Here is a 22,675-nt window from a genome sequence, read left to right on the forward strand (position 1 = left end):
TTTCTCTGGCGAGATCAGGTTCGTCTTCGACACCCACCTCACCCTCCCATCGCTACCGCGATGGGCCCCTCCCTCTCCCCCCACTGCGTGGGCGGAGAGGGGCATCAGTTCACGCCCTTGCTGCGGCCGGTCCAGTGCGGGGCTCGCAGCTGGGCCTTCTGGATCTTGCCGGCACCCGTCAACGGCAATGGATCCTGGCGGATCTCGACACTGCGCGGGCACTTGTAGCGCGCCAGTCGCTGGCGACAATGGTCGATGACCTGTTCCGGCTCCAGCTGACAGCCGGGCCGCGGCACGACGACCGCGTGCACCGCCTCGCCCCAGCGGTCGTCGGGGATGCCGATGACCGCGCATTCGGCCACACCGGCCAAGGTCGATATCGCGCTCTCGGTCTCGGCCGGATATACGTTCTCGCCACCGGTGATGATCATGTCCTTGATGCGATCGACGATGAACACGAAGCCTTCGTCGTCCATCCAGGCGGCATCGCCGCTGTGCAGCCAGCCGCCGCGCAAGGCTTCCGCGGTGGCTTCGGGATTGTTCCAGTATCCCTGCATCACGGTTGGGCTGCGCACAATGAGTTCGCCGACGGTGCCGCGCGGCACCTCGCGATCGTTTTCGTCGACGATCAGGACCGTGGCCGACAGCGCTGCCTGGCCGCAGGACCGATAGCGGCCGCCGGCAATATGTTCCGGTGCGGTGTAGCGCGCCGGCAGCACGGTGCCGATGGGCGACAGCTCCGTCATCCCCCAGCCGGTCATGAACCGGGTGTCCGGCCACAGGTCGAGCGCGCGGCGCAAGATCGCTTCCGGCATCGGCGCGGCGCCGAACACGATCTGCCGCAGGCGTGATGTGTCATAGCGCGCCACGTCGGGCAGATTCAGCATCAAGGCGATCATGGTCGGCACCAGCATCGTGTCGGTGACGCCGTGGTCCGCGATCGTGCGCAGGCAGGCCTCGGCATCGAACCGGGGAATGAAGCAGTGGCTGCCACCCAGCATCGTGACCGCGAACGTCCAGGCACCGTCACCCAAATGAAACATGGGCGCGGCGTGGAGAAACATCGGTGTCGGCTCGAGCCCGATGCTGGGCGCGGCGTTCATGGCATTGATGACCAGATTGGCATGGCTCAGCATCACGCCCTTGGCCTTGCCCGTGGTGCCGCCGGTGTAGAAGATGCCCGCGAGATCATCGCCGCTGCGCAGCGCCTGCGCGGCTGCCGTCTCGGCCGCGATCAAGGCTTCGTAGGCAGCGAGCCCCGCAGGCGGCGCCGTACCGAGATGGACGATCGCGCGCATCGGCGCCAGCACATCACGCAACCGATCGAGCATGGGCACGAAAGCATCGTCCACCAGCAGGACGACGGCGCCGCTGTCGCTCAGGATGTAGGCGATTTCCGGCGCTGCGAGGCGCGTGTTGATGGGCACCGTGACGGCGCCCGCCCACGCGACGGCATAGAAGTGCTCCAGGTAACGATCGCTGTTGAGCGCCAGGATCGCCACCCGATCGCCCGGCGCGACGCCGAGCCGGCGCAAGGCGGCAGCAAGGCGCGCCACGCGATCCACCGTCTGCGGCCACGCGCGGGTGCGGCCCTCGAAATGCGTCGACAGGCCGTTCGGCCGGGTCTGCGCCGCGCGCAGCAGTCCTTGGATCAGCATGATGGCGCCGATGTCCTTCCTTGGCTGCCGGCCTTGAGCCTGTTTCGCTCGAATGCGATCACGCTGTCATCCCGAGCGCAGCGAGGGATCTAGTCTAGGCGCCGCCCCTAGATCCCTCGCTACGCTCGGGATGACAGCAGAGGTCGAGCCATCGCGTGCGCTCATTCGATCGGAACAGGCTTTAAACCGGCACGTCATCGTCAGTCGCGGGACCGGGCGGGACGCCCGTATAGGTCGGCGCACGCTTCTCACGGAAAGAAGCCTCGCCTTCGACGTTGTCGCGCGAGCGGCGATTGACGACGAAACGGTCGACCTCGTGCGCCAGCGACGTCTCCAGGCTGTTGATCAGGCCAAAGTTCAGGTTTGCCTTGTTCGTCCCCAGACAGAACGTCGGCATCTGCGCCAGGGATTGCAGGAACGCTTCGGCCTGGGCATCGAAGGCCGCCAGCGGGTGCACGGCACTCACCAGGCCGATCTGCAATGCCTCGACCGCATTGCACCGACGGCCGGTCATCAGCAGATCGGTCGCCCGGCCCAGGCCGACGATCCGGGGCAGGAACCAACTGGCGCCCGCCATGCTCGGGATGGCGCGCAGGGGCCGCTGATCACCGATCGAGGCATTGTCGGCCGCAATCCGGAAGTCACAGGCAAGCGCAATGTCGAAGCCGGCGCCGACGCAGTAGCCCTTGATCAGCGCAACGATCGGCTTGCGCAACGCGCGCATGCTGTGGATCAGCACGGCATGGTGCGTGCGCGCGTTGAAGCGTACCTGCGAGCGCGGTTCGGGGATCTTGTTCATCCGGAACATGTCATCGCCGCTGCTGAAGGCCCGCTCGCCGACTCCGGTGATCGCCACCACCCGCACCGCGTCAAGGTGTGCTGCCTGCAGGATGCTTTCGGTCAGTCCCTCGATGATGTCGTAGCTCAGTGCGTTCAACGACGGCTCGCGGTCGATCGTGAGTCGCAGGATGCCGTTGGCGAAGGTTGCGCGCAGATCGACGAGGGTCTGCTCCCAGGGCTTGGTCAGCGCCATGAACGAAGACTCCGCCGCTCAACCGCGCGATGCGCCGGCCTGATCCAGGACACGATCGAGCCTGGCGCGATCCTCGGCGTTGAGCAGGCGCATCGGCCGGCGCGGCGGCCCGACGGGACGACCCAGGATGTCGAGCCCGGTGTGCGCCACCCTGATGTGGGACTTGCTGCAGATGAAGTCGCACACCGGAAAGAGCCTGTCCCACAGCGCGGCGGCTTCGGTGGCATGGCGCCGATGCACGGCGCTGCGGAAGAAATCCATGGCGACGCCAGGCAGGAAGTTGGTGCACACCGGCGCCCAACCCGAGGCACCGGCCATGAACGCCTGCAGGCTGCTCGACTCCCAGCCCGCGATCAGGGTGACGGCATCCTTGGTCAACAGCCGGATCGCCGTGATCCGGGTCAGATCGCCGGTGCTTTCCTTGATGCCATCGACGTTGTCGATCTCGGCCAATCGCGCCAGGAACGCCGGCTTCATGTCGACGCCCGTTGTCCACGGATTGTTGTAGACGCAGATGGGGATCGTCACGGCCGCCGCGACGCGGCTGTAGTGGTCATAGACCTCGTCCTCGGTCAGCGGCCAGTACGAGACCGGCAGCACCATGATTCCGTCGCAGCCGACATCCTGGGCATGCTTGGAGAGCGCGATACAGGATGACGTCGTGCGAGCGCCGGCGCCGGCGATCACCGCAATGCGGCCGTCGGCATGCCGTGCCGCGATCGCCATCACCGCCTTCATTTCGTCTTCGCTGAACGAGCCGTTGCCGCCCGTGCTGCCCAGCACGCAGATCCCGTCGACCCCGGCTGCGATCTGAAAGTCAATCGTCTGACGCAAGCGCGCTTCGTCGATGGCCTCGCCGTCATCTTTCGTCGGCGTCGCCACGAACGTGAATACCCGCGCCCAGAATTTGTTGTCGCGCACCATCGCCGACCGCTCCACCCGAACACGCTGCCGTCGTTGGATCGGCATTGCGACGAACGAGTATGCATCGGCGCACCGGCGCACCAAGGACCAGCACGGTGCGTTCGGATGGTACCAACGGGCGATGCCTCAACGGTGCCCACGGTGGTGGGCCATACGCTGGCGGCGCGCGACTCCGGCGCGCGACTTCGTCTGGATCAGCACATGACGCGCCACGGCGTGGCGCGCCCCCAGCGTGTGATCATGCCGCCTTGGCCAACTCTTCCAGGTAACGCCGTCACGCGTCCTCAGCCCCGCCGCGCCGCAGCGCGTGCGCCAGCGCCACGATCCGGTCGTGCCAGGCGAGCTTCCGGCGCCAGGCGGCCGGTATGCCGGACAAACCATAGCGGGCGCCGGCGAACTGGCCAGTGACGGCACCGATCGTGTCAGCATCGCCGCCGAGATTCACGGCCAGCAACAAGGCGCTTGCAGCGTCGTGCGTGGTGTCGACGGCCCACAACGCCGCTTCGAGCGTATCGATGACATAGCCGCTCGACTTGATCTGAGAGCGATCCCTGCCCTGCCAACCGCCGCCAGCCAGCGCCTTCACCCGCACGGCGGCAAACAGCGACGGATCGACATCGATGGCCTGCTGCCATGGCTGGCCATGCAGCAGGGCAACCAGGATGCGGGTCATCAGTCGACAGCTGTCGAGGCACTCGGCGGCGCCGTGCGTCGTACGGCTTTGCAGAACGGCGGCCGCTTCGGCCGCCGCGATGTCGTCGGCATGGAAAATCGGGACCGGCGACAGCCGCATGATGCAGCCGTTGCCCGCCGACATGGCATCGACGTCGCCGGCCACCGGCTCCCGCGTCTGCACATAACGATCGACGGCGGTCCTCGTCGCAATGCCGATGTCGAAGCAACGCCCGTTGACCGAATTGTACCCATCGTCGCGCCAGCGGCGAAACCGCTCCATGAGATCAGCGGCATCAAGCCCGCGACACGCCACCAGGCTGTCGGCGAGGCACAGCGCCATGCTGGTGTCGTCAGTCCATTCGCCGGCGTTCAGGCCGAACGGACCGCCGCCCACCATGTCGGTGACGTGTTCGTACGTGTCACGAGTCGTGAACTCCAGCGTGGTGCCCAGTGCATCGCCGACGGCGAGGCCGATCAGGCAGCCAACGGCCCGATCTTCGGCTTGCGCCTTCATGCACGGCACCTCGTCCTTGGACCCTCACAGGCCCATCGTGCGGCGCACGCTGGGCCTGCGGGAGAGGAGATGTTTTAGCTGCTGTATTGACCGTGGCAGCGCTTGTACTTGCGGCCCGAGCCGCAGGGGCACGCTTCATTGCGCGACACGCGGCCCCAGGTCGACGGATCGTTGGGGTCGCGTTGCTGCCGGCCGGCGCGGCGAACGACACCCGCCCCGTCGGCCGCCGAATCGGCCCGCTCGATGGGCGCCGCGCCGGCCATCGCCGGTTCGCGGAACACGGCGCCGTCGTCGGCCATGGCGGCAGCCAACGCCGGATCCTCATGAATGGTCTGCAACTGATCGAGCGCCGGCTCGGCGAGCAGCGGCGGCGGCTCCTCCATGCGGATCTGCACGTGAGCCAGCACCTGGGTCACCGTCTCGCGCATATGGCCCAGCATGCCCTCGAACATATTGAAGGCTTCGCGCTTGTACTCGTTGAGTGGATCCTTCTGGCCGTAGGCACGCAGGCCGATGCCCTGGCGCAGATGGTCGAGATGCAGCAGGTGCTCCTTCCAGGACTGGTCGTAGACCTGCATCACCACGCTTTTCTCGACCTGGCGCAGGACGTCGGGGCCGTAGTTGGCCGCCTTCTCGGCCATCTGCCGGTCGACCGCCGCGGTCAGCCGCTGACGGATCTCGTCGTCGGCGATGCCCTCTTCCTTGGCCCATTCGTCGATCGGCAGTTCGAGCCCGAAGACGCGCTTCACGTTGTCCTTCAGCGCCGCCACGTCCCATTGCTCGGGGTAGGCGTTTTCGGGAATCGCGCGCGTGACGAACCCATCGACGATCGTGTGGCGCATGTTGGCGACCATCTCCGACAGGTCGTCCTGGCCCATCAGTTCCAGGCGCTCGCGGTAGACTTCCTTGCGCTGGGCATTCATCACGTCGTCGTAGCGCAGCAGATTCTTGCGGATCTCGAAGTTGCGCGCCTCGACCTTCTGTTGCGCCCGCTCCAGCGCCTTGTTGATCCAGCGGTGGACGATGGCCTCGCCTTCCTGCAGGCCCAGCTTCTGCAGCATGCCGTCCATGCGGTTGGTGCCGAAGATGCGCATCAGGTCGTCGTCCAGCGACAGGAAGAACTTGGATGCGCCGGGATCGCCCTGACGGCCGGAACGGCCACGCAGCTGGTTGTCGATGCGCCGGCTCTCATGCCGCTCGGTACCGACCACGTAGAGGCCGCCCGCCTTCTTCACCGCCTCGCGCGCGACGGCCACCTCCTCTTCGATCGCCTTGCGGCGGCTCGCGCGCTCGGTTTCGTCAGTGACGTCGGCCAGTTCCAGGCGGACCCGCATGTCGACGTTGCCGCCGAGCTGGATATCGGTGCCACGACCAGCCATGTTGGTGGCGATCGTGACCGCGCCAGGCCGGCCGGCCTGGGCGATGATCGATGCTTCCTGCTCGTGATAGCGGGCGTTGAGCACGGCGTGCGGGACCTTGTGGTCCTTGAGGATCGTCGCCAACGCCTCGGACTTTTCGATCGACACGGTGCCGACCAGCACCGGCTGGCCGCGCTTGCGGCAATCCTCGATCAGGTCGACGATCGCTTTCGTCTTCTCGCGTGCCGTACGGTAGACTTCGTCGTCACCATCCTTGCGCGAGACAGGCACGTTGGTCGGCACCTCGACCACTTCCAGGTTGTAGATTTCCTGGAACTCGGGCGCCTCGGTCATCGCCGTGCCGGTCATGCCGCCGAGCTTGGGATAGATGCGGAACAGGTTCTGGAAGGTGATCGATGCCAGCGTCTGGTTCTCGCGCTGGATCTCGACGTTCTCCTTGGCCTCCAGCGCCTGGTGCAGGCCCTCGGAGTAGCGCCGGCCGCTCATCATGCGGCCGGTGAACTCATCGATGATGACGACCTGGTCGTCCTTGACGATGTAGTCGACATCACGCGTGAACAGCTTGTGCGCCCGCAACGCCTGCGTGGCGTGATGCACCAGCGACACGTTCTGCAGGGCATAGAGGTTGCTGTCGGTGTCGAGCAGCCCCTTCTCCTTCATCAGCTGCTCGATCCGTTCGGTGCCGATTTCGGTGAAGAACACCGTGCGCTGCTTTTCGTCCTTTTCGTAGTGCTCGGGCTCGAGCAGCGGGATCAGCGCATCGCAGGCGCGGTACAGTTCCGAGGAGTCCTCGGCCGGGCCCGAAATGATCAGCGGCGTGCGCGCCTCGTCGATCAGGATCGAGTCGACTTCGTCGACGATCGCATAGTTGTAGTCCCGCTGCGTCATCTGCTCGCGGCGGTACTTCATGTTGTCGCGCAGATAGTCGAAGCCGAATTCGTTGTTGGTGCCATAGGTCACATCGCAACCGTAGGCAGCGCGACGTTCATCGTCGGTCAAGTCGTGCACGATCACGCCGACGGTCAGGCCGAGGAAGCGGTAGATCTGCCCCATCCACTCGGAGTCGCGACTCGCCAGGTAGTCGTTGACCGTGACCACATGCACGCCCTTGCCCGAGAGCGCGTTGAGGTAGACCGGCAGGGTGGCAACCAGGGTCTTACCCTCGCCGGTTTTCATCTCGGCGATCTTGCCTTGATGCAGGATCATGCCGCCCTTGAGCTGCACGTCGAAGTGCCGCTGACCCAGGGTCCGCTTGGCCGCCTCGCGCACGGTAGCGAAGGCATCGACCAGCAGGTCGTCGAGCGTCTCGCCCTTCTCCAGCCGCTCGCGGAACTGGCGCGTCCGATCCCGCAATTCCTCGTCCGAGAGTTTGACCAGCTCGGGCTCCAGGGCATTGATGCGGGCGACGGGTTTGTCGAGCGTCTTGACCAGCCGGTCGTTGGCGCTTCCGAAGAGACGGCGTGCGACGGCCGTGAACATGAAAAACCTCGACAAAACAAAGGCGTCCCGGGCAGGATCGCTCAATCGAACGCCCGGGCGGGGCAGAGATAGAGACCCCATCCCCGGGTGTCAACGCAGCCGAAAGCCGGAAGTCAGAAGCCAGAAACCAAATAGTGACCGGAAGTGGCGGATTTTGTTCTGACTTCGGACTTGCCGGTTTTTAGGACGGCAACCCACCACGCGTATTTTCGCCGCATTCAGCGACGAATCTGCGACACGCGGCGAATGGGCGCCGTACGCCGCCGCGTTCCCATGGAGTGCATCGGGTGAACGTCAACACGCTGGTCAGCACGACGATCGCGGGCGCACGCCCGCTCGGCGTGCGCGGCGAACCCTTGCACAACGCGCAGGATCAGATCCGTGGCGCTTTGCGCCGACGTTTGGGCGAGCGCTATGCGCGGCTTCTGGCAGAACCGCAATCCTACGACGGCGGCCGCGCCACCGACTGGTACACGGCAGCCTCCGGACCGGTGCAACGCTTCTCCAGCCTGCCTGCGGCGCGCCAGAAAGCACTGTTAGCCGAAGTTGACGGTCTGCTGGGCGACATCGAAGCCCTGGCCCGGCGCTTCGGCGAGGCCGAGAGCGAGGATGGCCGGCTGCTGGGCCGCGCGTTGGCGCTGGCGGTGCGACGACCGTCGGACGACTACCTGTTTCTGATCGGTGACCAACCCGTCATTGTTTGCTGGGGCTATGAATCGGACTCCACTGGTGCGCCGGTGGCGCCGGTGCTCGTGCCTATCAGCGAGAAGCCCGGTACCCGCAATGGCGCAGCGGCACGCGATGACGACGCATCCGCTGCCGGCGACAGGGCGCTTCCTGTCGCGCTCGCCGACGGCACCCAGCGCGCGCCACGGCGGTGGTGGGCCGCCAGTGCCGCTGTCGTCTTTCTGGCGATCGGCACGGCCTGGGCGATGCAGGGTTTCACCGGCGTCGGCACGATGTTTGATTCGGCATCCTCCGAGGTCCCGCCCCCGCCGGCGCCGGCGGCCATCGCGGTCGTCGAACAGCACGTTCGGCTGAGCGCCGCGCTGACGCAGTCGCGCGTTCGCGGCGAAGAACTGGGTGTCGAGTTGGCGTCGTTGCAGGAGCAGGCGCGGCGTGAACGCGAACGCTGCCGGGCGCCCGCGGCACCGGTCACACCGCCGGACGAACCGCGCGGCGAGGAGGCCCGTGGGCTCGGCCCGCCGGCGATCCCGACCGCCGATACGACGGTCGCCGCCGCTGCACCTTCCTGTCCGCCGCCACGGCGCCCCGGTACACCGGCACCGGAGGTCACGATCATCCTCGACGGCTCGACCAGCATGAACATGCCCAGCGGACTGAATGCCGCCCAGGACGACGGGCTGGTCGCGCGCAGCCGACGCGGCGATCGCGAGGCTGCCGGCGAGATCAAGACATTGAGCCAGACGCCCGGGCCCAAGCGGCTCGATGACGCCAAGCAGGCGGTGACAACGGTCATCCCGCAGTTGCCGTCCGAGGTGCGCGTCGGCTTTGTCGTTTTCGACGATTGCCGCGCCGTCCAGGATTTCGGCTTCTTCGGTGCCGCCGACCGCTCGCGCCTGATCGGCTTGATCCAAGGCAAGACGGCGCGCGGCGGCACGCCGCTGGCGCGTGCGATCGAAACCGCGGCCAACGGCCTGCGCAGTCCCAATGGCACGATCGTCGTCTTCTCCGACGGGCGCGATTCGTGCGGCGGCAACATCTGCGCCGTGGCCCAGCGCCTGCACGCCGCCAAGCCTGGCGTGAAGATCCATCTGATCGATGTGGTGGGCAGCGCCGACGAATCGACGTGCCTGGCCACCATTACGGGCGGTAAGATCTACTCGGCGACGAACGCGCAAGCGGCGCTGGATGCCTTTACCGATGCGACATCATCGGTTCAGGTGCCGCTGCAGTGCCGCAACACACGCAACTGACAGAGGACTCGCAAGAGAGTTCCCGCCATGACCTCAGGACCGCTCCTGACAACCGCCGGCGCCGGTGCCTACAGCGCCCTGGGCGATGGTGGTCAGCCGGTCTGGCGCCGCGCCGCGCAACTGCGCGCCGCCATCGACACCCGGCTCGGCAAGAAGCACGCCGACCTTTTCGCCATCCCGCATGATCAAGGTGGCCATATCGAGTGGCGAGCGCCGTTCGATGGCACTCCACGACCTTACGCCAACCTGACGGAAGCCGAGCAGCGCGCCCTGCAGTCGAAGGTCCAGGAGCTGCGTCCCGACCTTGAACGGCTGGTGGAACGCCTCGACGCCGCGGGTCGATCCGATGGCGAGCGTGCCTTCGGTCGCTTGCTGCGACAGGCGCTCATCGCACCGGGTCCGGAGGTGCTGTTTTCCGTCGATACCCGCCCGGTCCTGGCGTTCTGGGGCTTCTCCGGCAACGGCGCGGCCGGCGCGCTGCTGGGAATCGCCGCCGCGCCCGCCGCCGCCACATTGCCGGCCTGGTCGGCCGGTCCGGCTACGCCGGCGCCGCCACCGGCCGCGCCAGCACCGACGAGTTGGACCGCGCCACCGACTGCTCCACCACCGACGGGAGTGCCAGGCGCACCACCTCAGTTCGGCGCACCGCCACCGGCTGCTGCTTCACCGACGGGAATGCCCGGCGCGCCGCCTCAATTCGGCGCACCGCCACCGGCTGCTGCTCCGCCGACGGGAATGCCCGGCGCGCCGCCTCAATTCGGCGCACCGCCACCGCCACCTCCCATCGGCCCGGCATCCGCGACAATGGCCGCCGTCGCGCCCGCGGCCGCCCCGACCTGGTGGAAGTGGATGCTGGTGGCGCTGTTCCTGCTGCTTCTGCTGGCCGTGGCCGCCTTCTTCGTGAAGCCCTATCTGCCGCGCTGGGTGTGGGACGGCAAATTCACCTTGCCATCGACTGCAGGAACCGGACCAACCGCGCCCGGCGGCGTCGATGACTCGGCGTTGCGGGCGGAGCAGGCGCGCGAAGCGGCATTGCGGGCCGATTTCCAAAGCCTGTGGGCACAGTTCAACGAAAAACGTGGCCAATGCCGGCCCGGGCAGCAAGGAACCGTCGTGCCTGGCCAGGGCGGCGGCACCGTCGTCGTGCCCGGCACCACGGCCGACGGCGGCACCACCGTCGACCCGCAACGCACCGGGCCGGGCGCGGGCGATGCCACCAAGCCGCAGGCCGACGCCGGCCGCACGCCGGGCACGAAGCCCGATCCCAAGACGGACACCAAACCGCCGGTCGATCCCAGGACCGAGACCAAAACGCCGCAGCCCAAGGCGGACGGCAAGCCGCAGACCGACCCCAAAGCGAACCCGAAGACCGACCCGCAACGGCCAACGACGCCGCAGCAGCAGGCGGCGCGTCCCACCGATCCACGGGCCGGCCAGAAGCCGGGCGAGAAACCGATCGAGCCCGTGCAGATTCCGCGGGAGCCCGGCGTTCGCTTCATGCAGGGCGACTGGCGGTCGAGCACAGACCTCACGACTCAGGGCGGTGATGAGGTCATCCGGCCGCAATACACCTTCGATAAGGACGGCAAAGGCAAAAGCCGCATCGTCCAGAAGAATGGTGTCGTGTGCGAAGGTCCGGCAGAGGCCAGCCGCGATGCTGCCGGCAAGCTGATCATCAAGGAAACCGAGCCGTTGAAGTGCAGCGACGGCACCACCTACGCGCCCTCCACCGTCACCTGCGAGACCGGACGGGACGGGCGCGCACAATGCCAGGGCAGCAGCGACGGCGGCCCCGGCTACGCGGTCCAGCTCGGAAAATGAGGGAGCGACCGCGCCGCGGTTGCGGCGCGGCACCCTGCCCCGATACACTGCGGACGTGCCACGCCGCGTGGTGTGTGCGACCGGAGTCTGCGTCGGGACCATGAGTGATCTCGCTTACCTGCCCCGTTACCCTCAACCGACGACACTGATCGCCAAGAGCGGCGTGCAGTTCCTCGACTTCGGCTTCGATCCCACGCGGCTGCTGGTCAAGGAGTGGCGGTTCCTCGACAGCAACACGCCGGACAGCGGCGCCACGGTCGACAAGCTGGTGCAGTTCGAATACGACCCCGGAACCGGGGTCTATACGGTCATGGAGGCGGGCAAACGCCACGAGGCCCAGGGCAACCTCGATATCGGCATGAAGGACGCGCTGGCCCCGTTCCTGGACCGCTGGGTGCCCGTGCCGTTCTTCCAGGCACGCCCCGGCAAGACGTTCAAGGACGGACCCAGCGACTGGGCACGGGTGCGGGTGGTCGATCTCGAGTCCCGCCACGGCGACGGCTTCCGCGACGAGCACGGCCACCGCTACCGCGCCGTGCTGGCGTTCGACACCGGCCTGCTGCCCGAACTCGACGGGCGCGCCTACCTGGCGCCATCGCCGAAGGATGTTGCTTCGGGCGCCATTTTCGCGCTGGCGTCGCGGCAAGCCGACAACCAGTGGTTCCTGCGCCAGGAATGGGTGCAGAAGTGGATCGAGGAGCTGTTCCGCGAGCTCTTCCCCAAGCTGTCAGCACATGAGATCGATACCGAGGCCAAGCGGGCGCCGACCGAACCGACGGCGCGGTATCTCGCATTCCTGGCCATGCTCGACGGCGCCGGTGTTTTTCCAGCAATCAAGGTTGTCGGCGACGCCGAGCGGCCCGGCCGCGGCGCCATCGACGTCGACCTGGTCCTCGATGTCGGCAACTCGCGCACCTGCGGCATGCTCATCGAGTCGACCGACGACCGCGCCGCCAACCTCAACGATTCCTACGAGTTGGCGCTGCGCGACCTGACGCATCCCGAGCGCGTCTACACCAAGCCGTTCGAATCGCGTATCGAGTTCGCCCAGGCATCGTTCGGCAAGAACCACCTGTCGCGCCTGGGCGGGCGCACCGACGCCTTCGTGTGGCCGACCATGGCGCGCATCGGGCCGGAGGCCACGCGGCTGGCGTCACGCCGGCGCGGCACCGAAGGCAACACCGGGATGTCGTCGCCCAAGCGCTACCTGTGGGATGTCGACGCCCAGAAGCGCGAGTGGTTCTTCAACGGCGCCTTCTCGCCCGAGCAGGGCACGATGGCAGCCAACAGCGGACCGCTGGCCCAGCTCGTCAACCAGAAGGGCGAGGCACTGCACCGGCTGGAGCCCGACGATCCCGACAACCTGCCGGTCTTCGAGCCGCTCTACTCGCGCAGCTCGATGATGAGCTTTGCGCTGTGCGAGATCATCCTGCAGGCCCTGACGCAGATGAACTCGCCGGCCCAGCGCATCCGCCGCAGCCACGCCGAGATCCCGCGCCGCCTGCGCCGCATCATCATGACGGTGCCGACCGGCATGCCGCTGGCCGAGCGCCAGCTCTTCCGCCGCCGCGCCGAAGCCGCCCGCGACCTGGTCTGGATGGTGCTGGGCTGGAAGCTGCAGGACGATGACAGCACGCCGCCCGAGGTCTTCCTGGAGTGGGACGAGGCCAGCTGCACCCAGCTGGTCTATCTCTATACCGAAGTGGCGCGCAATTTCGGCGGCGATGCGCGCGCGTTCTTCCAGGCCGCGCGCCGGCCGCGCGTCCGCCAGGATCGTCCCGACACTTTGCGGGTCGCCAGCATCGACATCGGCGGCGGCACGACGGACCTGATCATCAACACCTACACGGTCGAGGGCACCGGCATCTCCGTCACGATGCACCCGGAGCAGACTTTCCGCGAAGGGTTCAACAAGGCCGGCGACGACATCCTGTTGCGCGTGATCCAGAACCACGTGCTGCCGACGATCGAAGACGCCATGAAGGAGGCCGGCCTCGCCAATCCCGAGGACCTGACCACCGAGCTGTTCCGCAGCAACCGCGGCGGCGAGGACGTCGAGACGCAGAACCTGCGCCGGCAGTTCGCGCTGCAGGTGGCGAGCCCGATCGGGCTGGAACTGCTGCTGGCGTGCGAAGCCTACCAGCCGCAGGAAGCGACCCCGGCGCCGGAATCGCGGCCGTTCGATTCCTTCTTCAGCCCCGGCGCGCGGCCGTCGGCCGAGGTTGTCGCCTTCGTCAACGATGCCGCCCGCAAGCGCGGCGCCCGCGACTTCGACCTGCGCAAGGTCATGGTGCCGATCGACCTGCAGGGCATCGACGACACGGTGCAGGCCGAAATCAAGAATGTGCTCACGCCGCTGTGCGAGCTGGTCTACACCTACGACTGCGACCTGCTGCTGCTGACCGGCCGGCCCTCGCGGCTGCCGGCGATGAAGTCGCTGGCGCTGAAGCTGCTGCCGCTGTCGCCCGACCGGGTCGTGCCGTTGCATGAGTATCGGGTCGGTGACTGGTATCCGTTCCGCGACAACCGGCTGCGGGTCGGCGACCCCAAGACGACGGTCGCGGTGGGCGCCATGATCTGCGTGCTGGGCCAGTCGCAACTGCAGGGCTTCTCGTTCCGCTCCGACAAGCTGCGGGCACGCAGCACGGCGCGCTACATCGGCTCGATCGAGCTGGCCGGCCGGCTGCTGCGCCAGGACACCTATTTCTCGAACGTCGATCTCGACAATCCCGAGTACCAGCTTCCCGAGAAGCCCTTCGAATTCCGCGCCCCGATCACGATCGGCTTCCGGCAGGTCGACCTCGAGCGCTGGCCGACCACGCGGTTGTACTATCTCGAGTACGCCAGCAAGCGTGACGGCGATGCGCTCAGCCGGCGGACGCCGCTGTTCGTGACCTTCAAGCGGGCGCGACCGACCGAACGCGGCGGCGTCGATACCGAGAACATCGACATTGCGACCGTCGTCGATCGCGACGGCAACAACGTCAACCGCCGGTCCCTCACATTGCGATTGCAGACGCTGGCCCAATCCGAAGGTTATTGGCTCGACACCGGCGCGCTCAAGACAGGCTGACGTCCATGGAAGAAGTCGATCTCAAATTGTCGCGCGATTGCGAGGCGACGGCTACCGCCGCCGCCGAGGCGATCACATGGATCCGCGACGTGGCGCCGACCGCCGAAAGCATCGGCCAGCAGGCGAGTTCGCTGATCGCCGAGCTGCAGAAGGTGCGCAACCAGAGCCGCAAGCTGGCACGGGCCGCCAAGCGCAAGATGTGCGTCGGCGTGTTCGGGCCGAGCCAAGCCGGCAAGTCGTATCTGGTGTCGATCCTGGCCAGCCGCGAGGGCCGGCCGCTGACGGCGAAGTTCGACGGCAAGGGCTACGACTTCCTGCGCGAAATCAACCCGCCCGGCGGCCGCGAATCGACCGGCCTCGTCACCCGGCTGAGCACCGAGGCGAGTGATGGTCCGCCCGGCTATCCCGTCGAGCTGCGGCTGCTGACGCAGACCGACCTGGTGAAGATCCTCGCCAACTCGTTCTATCTCGACTTCGATCACCAGAAGGCGGCATTCCAGCGTCCCAACAGCGACAAGATCCGCCAGCGGCTGGGCGAGTTGCGGCCGCTGGCCAAGGACAAGCCGGTCGACGGCCTGACCGAGGACGACGTGCTCGACCTGATCGAGTACTTCGACGGCTCCTTCAAGGGCATGACCCAGGACTTCCACGTCGATTTCTGGCGCGAGGCGCTGCATCTGGCGCCGCGGCTGGCCGGCACCGACCGCGCCCGCCTGTGGTCGTTGCTGTGGTACGATTTCGAACCCTACACCAAGCTGTTCAACGACCTGTTCGCCGGCCTGAAGAAGCTGGGCTTCGCCGAGGAGGCGCACTGCCAGATCGATGCGCTGGTGCCGCGCGAGAACAGCATCATCGACGTGCTGATCCTCGACCGGCTCGGCACCGATGCCGGCGACACGCTGAAGGTGCGCCCGCAGTTGCCCGGCGCGCAGGACAGTGAACTGCCGCGCTCGCTGGTCTGCGCGCTGACGGCCGAGCTGCGCATCGCCATCGAGGACAAGCCGTGGGCGTTCTTCGATCATACCGATCTGCTCGACTTCCCCGGCGCGCGCTCGCGGTTGAAGCTGGAAAAGCTGGAAGACGCCGGCAAGGGTGCCGACGGCAAGCAGAACGCCAACCCGCTGCGCGAATTGCTGCTGCGCGGCAAGGTCGCCTATCTGTTCCAGCGCTTTTCGGCTGAGCGCGAGATTTCCGCCATCCTGCTGTGCATTCCCGACGGCGTGCAGGAAGTGCGCGACCTGTCGCCGATGATGGAGGGCTGGGTCGGCGCCACGTTCGGCGAGACGGCCCAGTCGCGGTCGCGGCAAAAGAACGGTCTGTTCCTGGTGCTGACCAAGATGGACCGCGAGTTCGAGCAGAAGGCCGGCGAGACCGAGCTCAGCGGCCGCTGGGGCGCGCGCCTCAACAATTCGCTGCTCAACAATTTCCGCGGCGACTGGCCGCGCAACTGGGACGGACGGGCGTTCCGCAACACGTTCTGGCTGCGCAATCCCACGGTCAAGGACGAGCGCCTGATGCTCTACGCCGACGGCCGCGAGGTGGGCATCGCCGAAACGTTCAAGGAGCGCTGCGATCTGTTGCGCAATGCCTTCGTCGGCAACGACATCGTCAAGCAGCACTTCGCTGATCCGACGACGGCGTGGGACGAGGCGTTCCGGGCCAACGACGGCGGCCTGTCCTACCTGGTCGACAACCTGACCCCGGTGTGCGACCCGGCGATCAAGCGCGCCCAGGTGCGCGGCCAGATCGACGAGCAGATCCGCCGCCTGTCGGACCGGCTGGCCGGCTTCCACAGCGGCACCGACTCCGACGCGCGGCAGAAGAAGCAGCAGCTGGTGCAGCAGGTGCTGCGCGGGCTGGGCCCCTGCATCAAGGCGCAGCGCTTCGGCGAACTGGTCGGCGCCCTGCAGGTGGAGGAAGAGGACCTGCGCGGCATCTATTTCCGCGTCGCCACCATGAAACCCGAAGGCAACGGCAAGGACGGCAAACAGACCGGCGAGGCGGTCGGCGCCGGCATCGATCTGGGCGATATTTTCGGTGAGGTGTTCGGTCAGGATGCGGCCATCCCGGTGTCGGACGGCGGCAGTTCGATCGTGCACGACCGCGCCCACCGCTTCGCCAGCGAAGCCGTGCAGCACTGGATGGAGCGGCTGCGGCGCACCAGCGGCGACGAACATGCCGTGGCGCATTTCATCGTCGATCGCCAGCAGTTCGGCTGGCTGGTCGATGAACTCGCGGTCGGGGCCAACCGCCTGCGCATCGCCGATGGGCTGGCCAAGGATGTCCGGGCGGTGGAGAACAACGCCAACGCCAAGTGGGAGGATATCGCCGAGCGCCAGGTGCGGGCCGCCGCCAACGCGATCAATCGCTACATCGACTGGCTGGGCTTCGACCGGGTGGCGCGTGACCATCGGCCCGGCCTGCCGCCGCAGGCGCCGACGCGGCGTGTGTTCGACGATCCACCGGCTTTCACCGAGAACGAGCCGCCGCCACTCGGCGAGGAACCCTTGCCGATCTACAACATCTTCTGTGCCGACTGGATGCGCGCCTTCCTGCAACTGGCCATGGACAATGTCGGTTTCGAGGGCGGACGTGACATCACGCCCGAGCAAAATGACCGGCTGGGGACCATCTTGAAGCGTGCCGAACAAGCCAAACTGGCGGGCTAGGCCGATATCGACCGCTGGCACATCACAGCCGCTCACGATTGCCCGCGCTGCCAACGCGGGCCAAAATGGCGCCGCAATCGCGACCCTAGAGTGAGCTATGCGCGCAGAAGTTAAGCCAAAACCCGAACTGCCCGGGCACGCCGTTCTGCGCGTTCACGATCTGGATGCGGCACCGGACGGTCTGACGATCTGCATCGAACGCCGCCAGGGCCCGGAGAAGTACCTGTCCGACGGCGGCTGGCAGCGCTCGGAGTCCTGGCTGGCGCCCGAGCAGGTCCAGGCGTTCCCCGGCGGCGTCGACTTCCATGTCGGCCCGATCGTCTGCGACATGGTGGCCGGCCTGACGGTGCGACTGTCGGTGCGCGAACCGGGCGTCGGCAATGTCGGTGCCACGGTCGTGGCCTGGCCGACGATGCAGACATCGGGCGCCTACGATCCCGACCGCATGGTGTCAGGCGATATGCCTGCGGGCACCGACCGCGGCTTCGCGACCGGCTCGGCCTCTACCACCGTGGTCCGCCTGCCGGAACCCCTGCCGCCACCGCCGGCACCACCGCCGCCCTTCGTCGTCGCGGAACCGCCGCCGCCCTTCCAGCCCGCCGAACCGCCACCACCCTTCCAGCCCGCGGCCGAGCCGCCGCCGCTCTTCCAGCCGGCGGAACCACCGCCGCTCTTCCCCTTCCCCCAGGAGCCGCCGCCGCTGTTCGACCCGGCGCCGCCGCCACCGGGCGGTCCAGGTCTGCGGCCGCCCGACCCGATGGACCGCATCGGCCCCGAGGCGGCGCCCAAGAAAAGCGGGACCGGCAAGTGGATTGCGCTGGCCGCCGTCCTGCTGCTGCTGGTCGGCGGCATCGGCGCTGGTACCTACTGGTGGTTTTTCATGCGTGAGGTCGTGGTTGCCGGCGGCGGCGACCCCAAACCCAAAACGCCCGACCCGATGGAGAAGCCCGAGCGCGTGGTGGCCACCGAGTTCCTCGACACCAAGCCCACCGCCGAGGCCATGGTCGACAAGTGCCGGTCGCTGCGCCAGGACGGCAAGCAGATCGCCGCCTTCTTCGTGTGTCGCGCCGCCGCCGATGCCGGCGATCCGGTCGGCGCGGCGGAATATGCCAGCTACTTCGATCCGGTCAATCGCGCGCCCAACTCGCCGATCGACTCCGACGCAGCACAGGCGGCGCAGTGGTACGAGAAGGCCGCGAAGGTCGAGCTGCCGCTGGCGATGCGCCGGCTGGGCCAGCTGTATGCCAAGGGCGCCAACAATTTCCCGGCCGACAAGGGCAAGGCGTGCGACTGGCTGAAGAAGGCATCGGACAAGGGGGACGCCGAAGCGAAGAAGTCGCTTTCTGACCTGCAATGCACATAGGGAGCCGACCATGATCGCCATTGCGCGACGTGTTGCGACAACCGTCGCCGCGGCCGCGGCCGTGTTTGTGCTGGCGACCAGCGCCATGGCACAGCAGCAGCCGAGCGGATCCCGCGCGCCCCTGCTGATGGAAGGCAAGAAGACGCTGTTCCAGCGCGTGCTGACCCGTCCTGACGCGCGTCCCTACGACAAGCCGGGCGGCGCCGCCGGCAACGTGCTGTCGCCGATGAGCGCGCTCTATGTCTACACGCGCCAGACATCCGGCGGCACGGAGTGGCTCGAGGTCGGCGGCGGCAGCGACGGCAAGACCATCGGCTGGCTGAAGGCCGAGGACACCGTGGCATGGCGGCAGACGCTGACCTTGGCCTTCACCAATCCCGCCGGCCGCGAACGCGCCCTCTTCTTCCGCGAGCGCGACAAGCTGCAGGGTGTCCTGGAGGCCAACGATCGCACGGCGCAGGCCAAGAAGCTGCGCGATGCCATCGTTGCCGGCGGCAACCTGCCGAGCGGCTTCCCGGTCATCTCGATCGAGCCCAGCACGCACATCGACATCGCCAAGCAGTTCTATCTGCTGCCCATCCTGGAAGCCGGCGAGGCCTATCTGCAGAACAACATCAAGGTGAGGATGCTGAAGGTCGCATCCGTCACGCTGCAGAAGGAGGGCGACGATCCCCTGAAGCCCAAGGTGCGGCAGAACCTCTACGACTCGCTGAAGAACTTCAAGCTGGGCGTCGTGTTCGTGGTCGATACCACGACCTCGATGCAGCCCTATCTCGACAAGGCGCGCGAGGCGGCAAAACGGTTCTACGACCAGATCGAGCGCGCCGGGTTGAAGGCCAGCTACGGCCTGGTCGCCTTCCGCAACAGCACCACCGTGACACCGGGCCTCGACTACCTGACCAAGGTCTTCGTGCAGCCCAAGGACGCGCCGGACGGCAAGACGTTCTTCGACAAGCTGAAGGAACTGAAGGCGACCACTGTCTCCAGCCATGCCTTCACCGAAGACTCGGTGGCCGGCATCAAGGCGGCGGTCGACGAGATCGACTGGTCGGGCTTCGATGGCCGCATCGTGATCCTGATCACCGATGCCGGGCCGCTGCAGAGCAATGACCCGACATCGTCGACCGGCCTCGACGTCAACCGCATCCGCGAACTGGCTGAGACCCGGCAGATCCACCTGATGGCCGTGCATCTGCGCACAGCCGCCGGCAAGAACGACCACGCCTCGGCCGAGGGACAGTACACGGCGCTGACCGAAGGCAAGAACCTGCCCCGCGCGCTCTACTATCCGGTCGAGGCCGGCAGCGTGGCCGACTTCGGCAAGAACATGGAGAGCATCGCCGAGGGCGCCACGCAGCTGATGCGCATGTTCGCCGCCGGCCGCATGCAGGAACAGCAACCACCGCCCGCGACCAGCCGCGTGCAACGCGACTTCCAGCTCATCGGCCACGCCATGGCACTGGCGTATCTGGGCAGCCAGAACCAGACCCAGGCCCCCAAGATGTTCGAAGCGTGGGCCACCGACCGCGACATCGACACGCCGACCTCGACGGCGCTGGAGGTCCGCGTCCTGTTGACCAAGAACCAGTTGAGCGACCTGCAGCAGACCATCAAGCGCATCATCGACGCCGGCAAGCGCGGCCAGATGACGCCGGCCGGTTTCTTCGACGAGCTGCGCAGCGCCGCGGCCGCCATGAGCCGCGACCCGTCGCGTATCGGCCGGCGCGGCACCGAGAAGCTGGGCGAGCTGGGGCTGATGGGCGAGTACCTCGACGACCTGCCCTACCGCAGCAAGATCATGGGCATCGACCAGCAGACCTGGACGACCTGGTCCATCGCCGAGCAGCAGGCGCTGCTCAACGAGCTCGAGGCCAAGGCGCGGCTCTACGAGCGCTTCCACAATGATGCCGCGCTTTGGGTCCAGCTCGGCGGCGCCGGCAGCAATCCGGGCGACGCCGTCTATCCCATTCCGCTCGACGCCTTGCCGTGAGGCCATACGCGGTCAATGGAAGAGTCCATGTCCCTGCTGTCGCTGCGCGGCGTCACCAAGCGGCGGCTGGCGCCGGGTGCGCGCTTCGAGCTGCGCATCGATGAACTCGATATCGCGCCGGGCGAACGCGTGGCGCTGATCGGCGAGAGCGGCAGCGGCAAGAGCACGCTGCTCGACCTGATTGCTCTGGCCTCGCGTCCCGATGAAGCGGACCGCTTCACGTTCCAGGCCGACACGGCGGCCAGCGACGTCGCCGGCCTGTGGCAGGACGAGGCATCGGACGCGCTGGCCATCCTGCGGGCGCAGCATGTCGGCTACGTGCCGCAGACCGGCGGCCTGTTCGCTTTTCTGACCGTCTTCGACAATATCGACCTGCCGCGCCGGCTGCTGGCGCTGCCCACCGACGATACCGTCGAACGCCTGGCCGAACGGCTGGGTGTCGCCGACCAGCTACGCAAGAAACCCGCGACCCTGTCAGTGGGACAGCGCCAGCGCGTGGCCATCGCGCGCGCGCTGGCCCACGGCCCGTCGATCGTGCTCGCCGACGAGCCCACCGCGTCGGTCGACCCTGCCACCGCCGATATCGTCACCGACCTGCTGCTGGCGCAGACGCAGGAACACGGCGCCGCCCTGGTGCTGGCCTCGCACGACTGGGGCCGCGTCGAACGGCTGGGCCTGCCGCGCATCGCGCCGGATATCGCGCGCGAGCAGACATCTGACGGTGTCGTGGTGCGATCGACCTTCGCCCGGCAGCCATGAGCGGCAAGCCCACCCCGCGCGACCTGCGGCGCATCGTTGCGCTGGCCGTGGCCGATGCCCGCCACGAATGGCGCGCAACCTTGTGCCTGGTGCTGGCGCTGGCGGCCGTGCTGGCGCCGCTGCTGGTGCTGTTCGGCCTGCGCTTCGGCGTCGTACAGACGTTGACGGAACGGCTGGCCGGCGACCCGCGCAACCTTGAGATCGTGCCGATCGGCGCCGGCCGCTTCGACAAGGCCTGGTTCGACACCGTGAAGCAATGGCCCGAGGTCGCATTCGTGATCCCGCGCACCCGCGCCATTGCCGCCAGCATGGACCTCCTGAAGCCGGGCGGGCCGGTGGTCAATGTCGAGATGGTCCCGACGGCGCCGGGCGACCCCGTGCTCAAGGACCACCTGCCCTACCCGTCATGCACGGCCGCACCCGACGAGGATCCGCGGATCGTGTGCGCGGGCGAGGTGCATCCGCGCATGCAGGCCGGGCGAATAGACCCGGCGGATCCAGCGCCGGCGCGGGGGCGCGACATCTCCGTCGTGCTCTCCGCCTCGGCCGCGCGCAAGGCGGGCAGCGTCGTGGCGCGCGACGTCATCGCCGGTATCGTCGGTCGGGCGGTCGACGGCCGCCAGGAGAATGTGCGCATCACCGTGCGCGTGATCGCGGTCCTGCCCGAAGCCGCCTGGGGTCGCGACGCGGTCTTCGTGCCGCTGGATCTGCTCGACGCCACCGAGTCCTTCCGCGACGGCTTCGCCGAGCCGGCGCTGGCGGCCGAGGGCAATCCGCGGCCCGAAGGCGAACGGCTCTATGCCGGCTTCCGCCTCTATGGCCGCACGATCTACGACATTCCCCGGCTGCGCGATCGGCTGCTGGCCGAGAAGACCGAGGTCTCGACGCGGGCCGCCGAGGTCGAGCAGCTGATGTCGCTGGACCGCAACCTGGGCCTGCTGTTCTGGCTGATCGCCGGCATCGGCACGGCCGGGTTCCTGCTGTCGCTGGGCGTCAGCCTGTGGGGCGCCGTCGAGCGCAAGCGCCGCGACCTCGCCACCTTGCGCCTGCTGGGCTTCCGCACGCGGGCCACGGTGATCTTCCCGGTCGTGCAGGCGGCCGTCGTCGCCATGGTGGGCAGCGCGCTGGCCATGGGCGTGTTTGCCGTGGTGGCGGGTGTGATCAACCGCCACTTTGCCGGCAGCCTGGATATCGGTGAAACCGCCTGCCGGCTGTTGCCGGTCCATGCCGCCGCCGCCATCGGCACCACCCTGATCTGCGCCCTCGCCGCGTCGGCGTTGGCCGGTGCGCGCGTCGCCCGCATCGATCCGTCCGAGGGCCTGCGAGAGGTGTGACGGGGCTGTTTGTGGTCGCGCGCGAATTCCAGTATAGGCGCGCTTCCGCCGGCCAGTGCCACGCGGT

Annotated in this window: 13 protein-coding genes; 8 read left to right on the forward strand and 5 right to left on the reverse strand. The window is 67.6% G+C overall.

Annotated elements, in window-relative coordinates:
- Positions 1-104 precede the first annotated feature (104 nt).
- From FQU96_RS22465 to secA, 5 genes are all read right to left on the reverse strand, one after another.
- Entirely contained in the window at positions 105-1,658 is a 1,554-nt protein-coding gene (locus FQU96_RS22465; RefSeq protein ID WP_146543582.1) for a long-chain fatty acid--CoA ligase, read from the reverse strand.
- Between the two features lie 181 nt (positions 1,659-1,839).
- Positions 1,840-2,691, reverse strand: a complete 852-nt coding sequence (locus FQU96_RS22470; protein ID WP_146543583.1) for an enoyl-CoA hydratase/isomerase family protein — start codon at positions 2,689-2,691, stop codon at positions 1,840-1,842.
- Between the two features lie 18 nt (positions 2,692-2,709).
- Positions 2,710-3,615, reverse strand: coding sequence for a dihydrodipicolinate synthase family protein (locus tag FQU96_RS22475; protein ID WP_178130653.1), 906 nt, complete (start codon positions 3,613-3,615; stop codon positions 2,710-2,712).
- 274 nt (positions 3,616-3,889) lie between these two features.
- A complete protein-coding gene (locus FQU96_RS22480) occupies positions 3,890-4,804 on the reverse strand; it encodes an ADP-ribosylglycohydrolase family protein (RefSeq protein ID WP_146543585.1) in 915 nt (304 codons plus the stop codon).
- 74 nt (positions 4,805-4,878) lie between these two features.
- Positions 4,879-7,662: a preprotein translocase subunit SecA gene (gene secA / locus FQU96_RS22485; protein ID WP_146543586.1), complete on the reverse strand. Its 2,784-nt coding sequence runs from the start codon at positions 7,660-7,662 to the stop codon at positions 4,879-4,881.
- A gap of 287 nt (positions 7,663-7,949) precedes the next feature.
- Here secA and FQU96_RS22490 point away from each other — a divergent pair, with 287 nt between their 5' ends.
- The 8 genes from FQU96_RS22490 (at position 7,950) to FQU96_RS22525 (ending at position 22,608) form a co-directional block, all read left to right on the forward strand.
- Positions 7,950-9,599, forward strand: a complete 1,650-nt coding sequence (locus FQU96_RS22490; RefSeq protein WP_146543587.1) for a VWA domain-containing protein — start codon at positions 7,950-7,952, stop codon at positions 9,597-9,599.
- A 27-nt stretch (positions 9,600-9,626) separates the two neighbouring features.
- A complete protein-coding gene (locus FQU96_RS22495; protein WP_146543588.1) occupies positions 9,627-11,420 on the forward strand; it encodes a hypothetical protein in 1,794 nt (597 codons plus the stop codon).
- 100 nt (positions 11,421-11,520) lie between these two features.
- A complete protein-coding gene (locus FQU96_RS22500) occupies positions 11,521-14,493 on the forward strand; it encodes a virulence factor SrfB (protein WP_146543589.1) in 2,973 nt (990 codons plus the stop codon).
- A 5-nt stretch (positions 14,494-14,498) separates the two neighbouring features.
- Positions 14,499-17,162 carry a virulence factor SrfC family protein gene (locus tag FQU96_RS22505; RefSeq protein ID WP_146543590.1) on the forward strand — a complete coding sequence of 888 codons (2,664 nt, stop codon included), beginning with the start codon at positions 14,499-14,501 and terminating at the stop codon, positions 17,160-17,162.
- Between the two features lie 97 nt (positions 17,163-17,259).
- A complete protein-coding gene (locus FQU96_RS22510; RefSeq protein WP_146543591.1) occupies positions 17,260-18,525 on the forward strand; it encodes a tetratricopeptide repeat protein in 1,266 nt (421 codons plus the stop codon).
- Between the two features lie 10 nt (positions 18,526-18,535).
- On the forward strand, positions 18,536-20,515 hold the full coding sequence (locus tag FQU96_RS22515) for a vWA domain-containing protein (RefSeq protein ID WP_146543592.1): 1,980 nt from the start codon (positions 18,536-18,538) through the stop codon (positions 20,513-20,515).
- Between the two features lie 27 nt (positions 20,516-20,542).
- Positions 20,543-21,274 carry an ABC transporter ATP-binding protein gene (locus tag FQU96_RS22520; RefSeq protein ID WP_146543593.1) on the forward strand — a complete coding sequence of 244 codons (732 nt, stop codon included), beginning with the start codon at positions 20,543-20,545 and terminating at the stop codon, positions 21,272-21,274.
- Entirely contained in the window at positions 21,271-22,608 is a 1,338-nt protein-coding gene (locus FQU96_RS22525) for an FtsX-like permease family protein (protein WP_146543594.1), read from the forward strand. Before FQU96_RS22520 ends, FQU96_RS22525 begins: the two co-directional genes overlap by 4 nt.
- The last annotated feature ends 67 nt before the right edge of the window (positions 22,609-22,675 follow it).

The sequence above is a fragment of the Reyranella sp. CPCC 100927 genome, assembly GCF_007859315.1.
Classification (GTDB): domain Bacteria; phylum Pseudomonadota; class Alphaproteobacteria; order Reyranellales; family Reyranellaceae; genus Vineibacter.

What these genes read in the sequence shown, in the direction of transcription:
- FQU96_RS22465 (WP_146543582.1), bottom strand. Translation starts at nt 1,658, where the DNA reads ATGCTGATCCAAGGACTGCTGCGCGCGGCGCAGACCCGGCCGAACGGC.
- FQU96_RS22470 (WP_146543583.1), bottom strand. Translation starts at nt 2,691, where the DNA reads ATGGCGCTGACCAAGCCCTGGGAGCAGACCCTCGTCGATCTGCGCGCA.
- FQU96_RS22475 (WP_178130653.1), bottom strand. Translation starts at nt 3,615, where the DNA reads ATGGTGCGCGACAACAAATTCTGGGCGCGGGTATTCACGTTCGTGGCG.
- FQU96_RS22480 (WP_146543585.1), bottom strand. Translation starts at nt 4,804, where the DNA reads ATGAAGGCGCAAGCCGAAGATCGGGCCGTTGGCTGCCTGATCGGCCTC.
- secA (WP_146543586.1), bottom strand. Translation starts at nt 7,662, where the DNA reads ATGTTCACGGCCGTCGCACGCCGTCTCTTCGGAAGCGCCAACGACCGG.
- FQU96_RS22495 (WP_146543588.1), top strand. Translation starts at nt 9,627, where the DNA reads ATGACCTCAGGACCGCTCCTGACAACCGCCGGCGCCGGTGCCTACAGC.
- FQU96_RS22500 (WP_146543589.1), top strand. Translation starts at nt 11,521, where the DNA reads ATGAGTGATCTCGCTTACCTGCCCCGTTACCCTCAACCGACGACACTG.
- FQU96_RS22505 (WP_146543590.1), top strand. Translation starts at nt 14,499, where the DNA reads ATGGAAGAAGTCGATCTCAAATTGTCGCGCGATTGCGAGGCGACGGCT.
- FQU96_RS22510 (WP_146543591.1), top strand. Translation starts at nt 17,260, where the DNA reads ATGCGCGCAGAAGTTAAGCCAAAACCCGAACTGCCCGGGCACGCCGTT.
- FQU96_RS22515 (WP_146543592.1), top strand. Translation starts at nt 18,536, where the DNA reads ATGATCGCCATTGCGCGACGTGTTGCGACAACCGTCGCCGCGGCCGCG.
- FQU96_RS22520 (WP_146543593.1), top strand. Translation starts at nt 20,543, where the DNA reads ATGTCCCTGCTGTCGCTGCGCGGCGTCACCAAGCGGCGGCTGGCGCCG.
- FQU96_RS22525 (WP_146543594.1), top strand. Translation starts at nt 21,271, where the DNA reads ATGAGCGGCAAGCCCACCCCGCGCGACCTGCGGCGCATCGTTGCGCTG.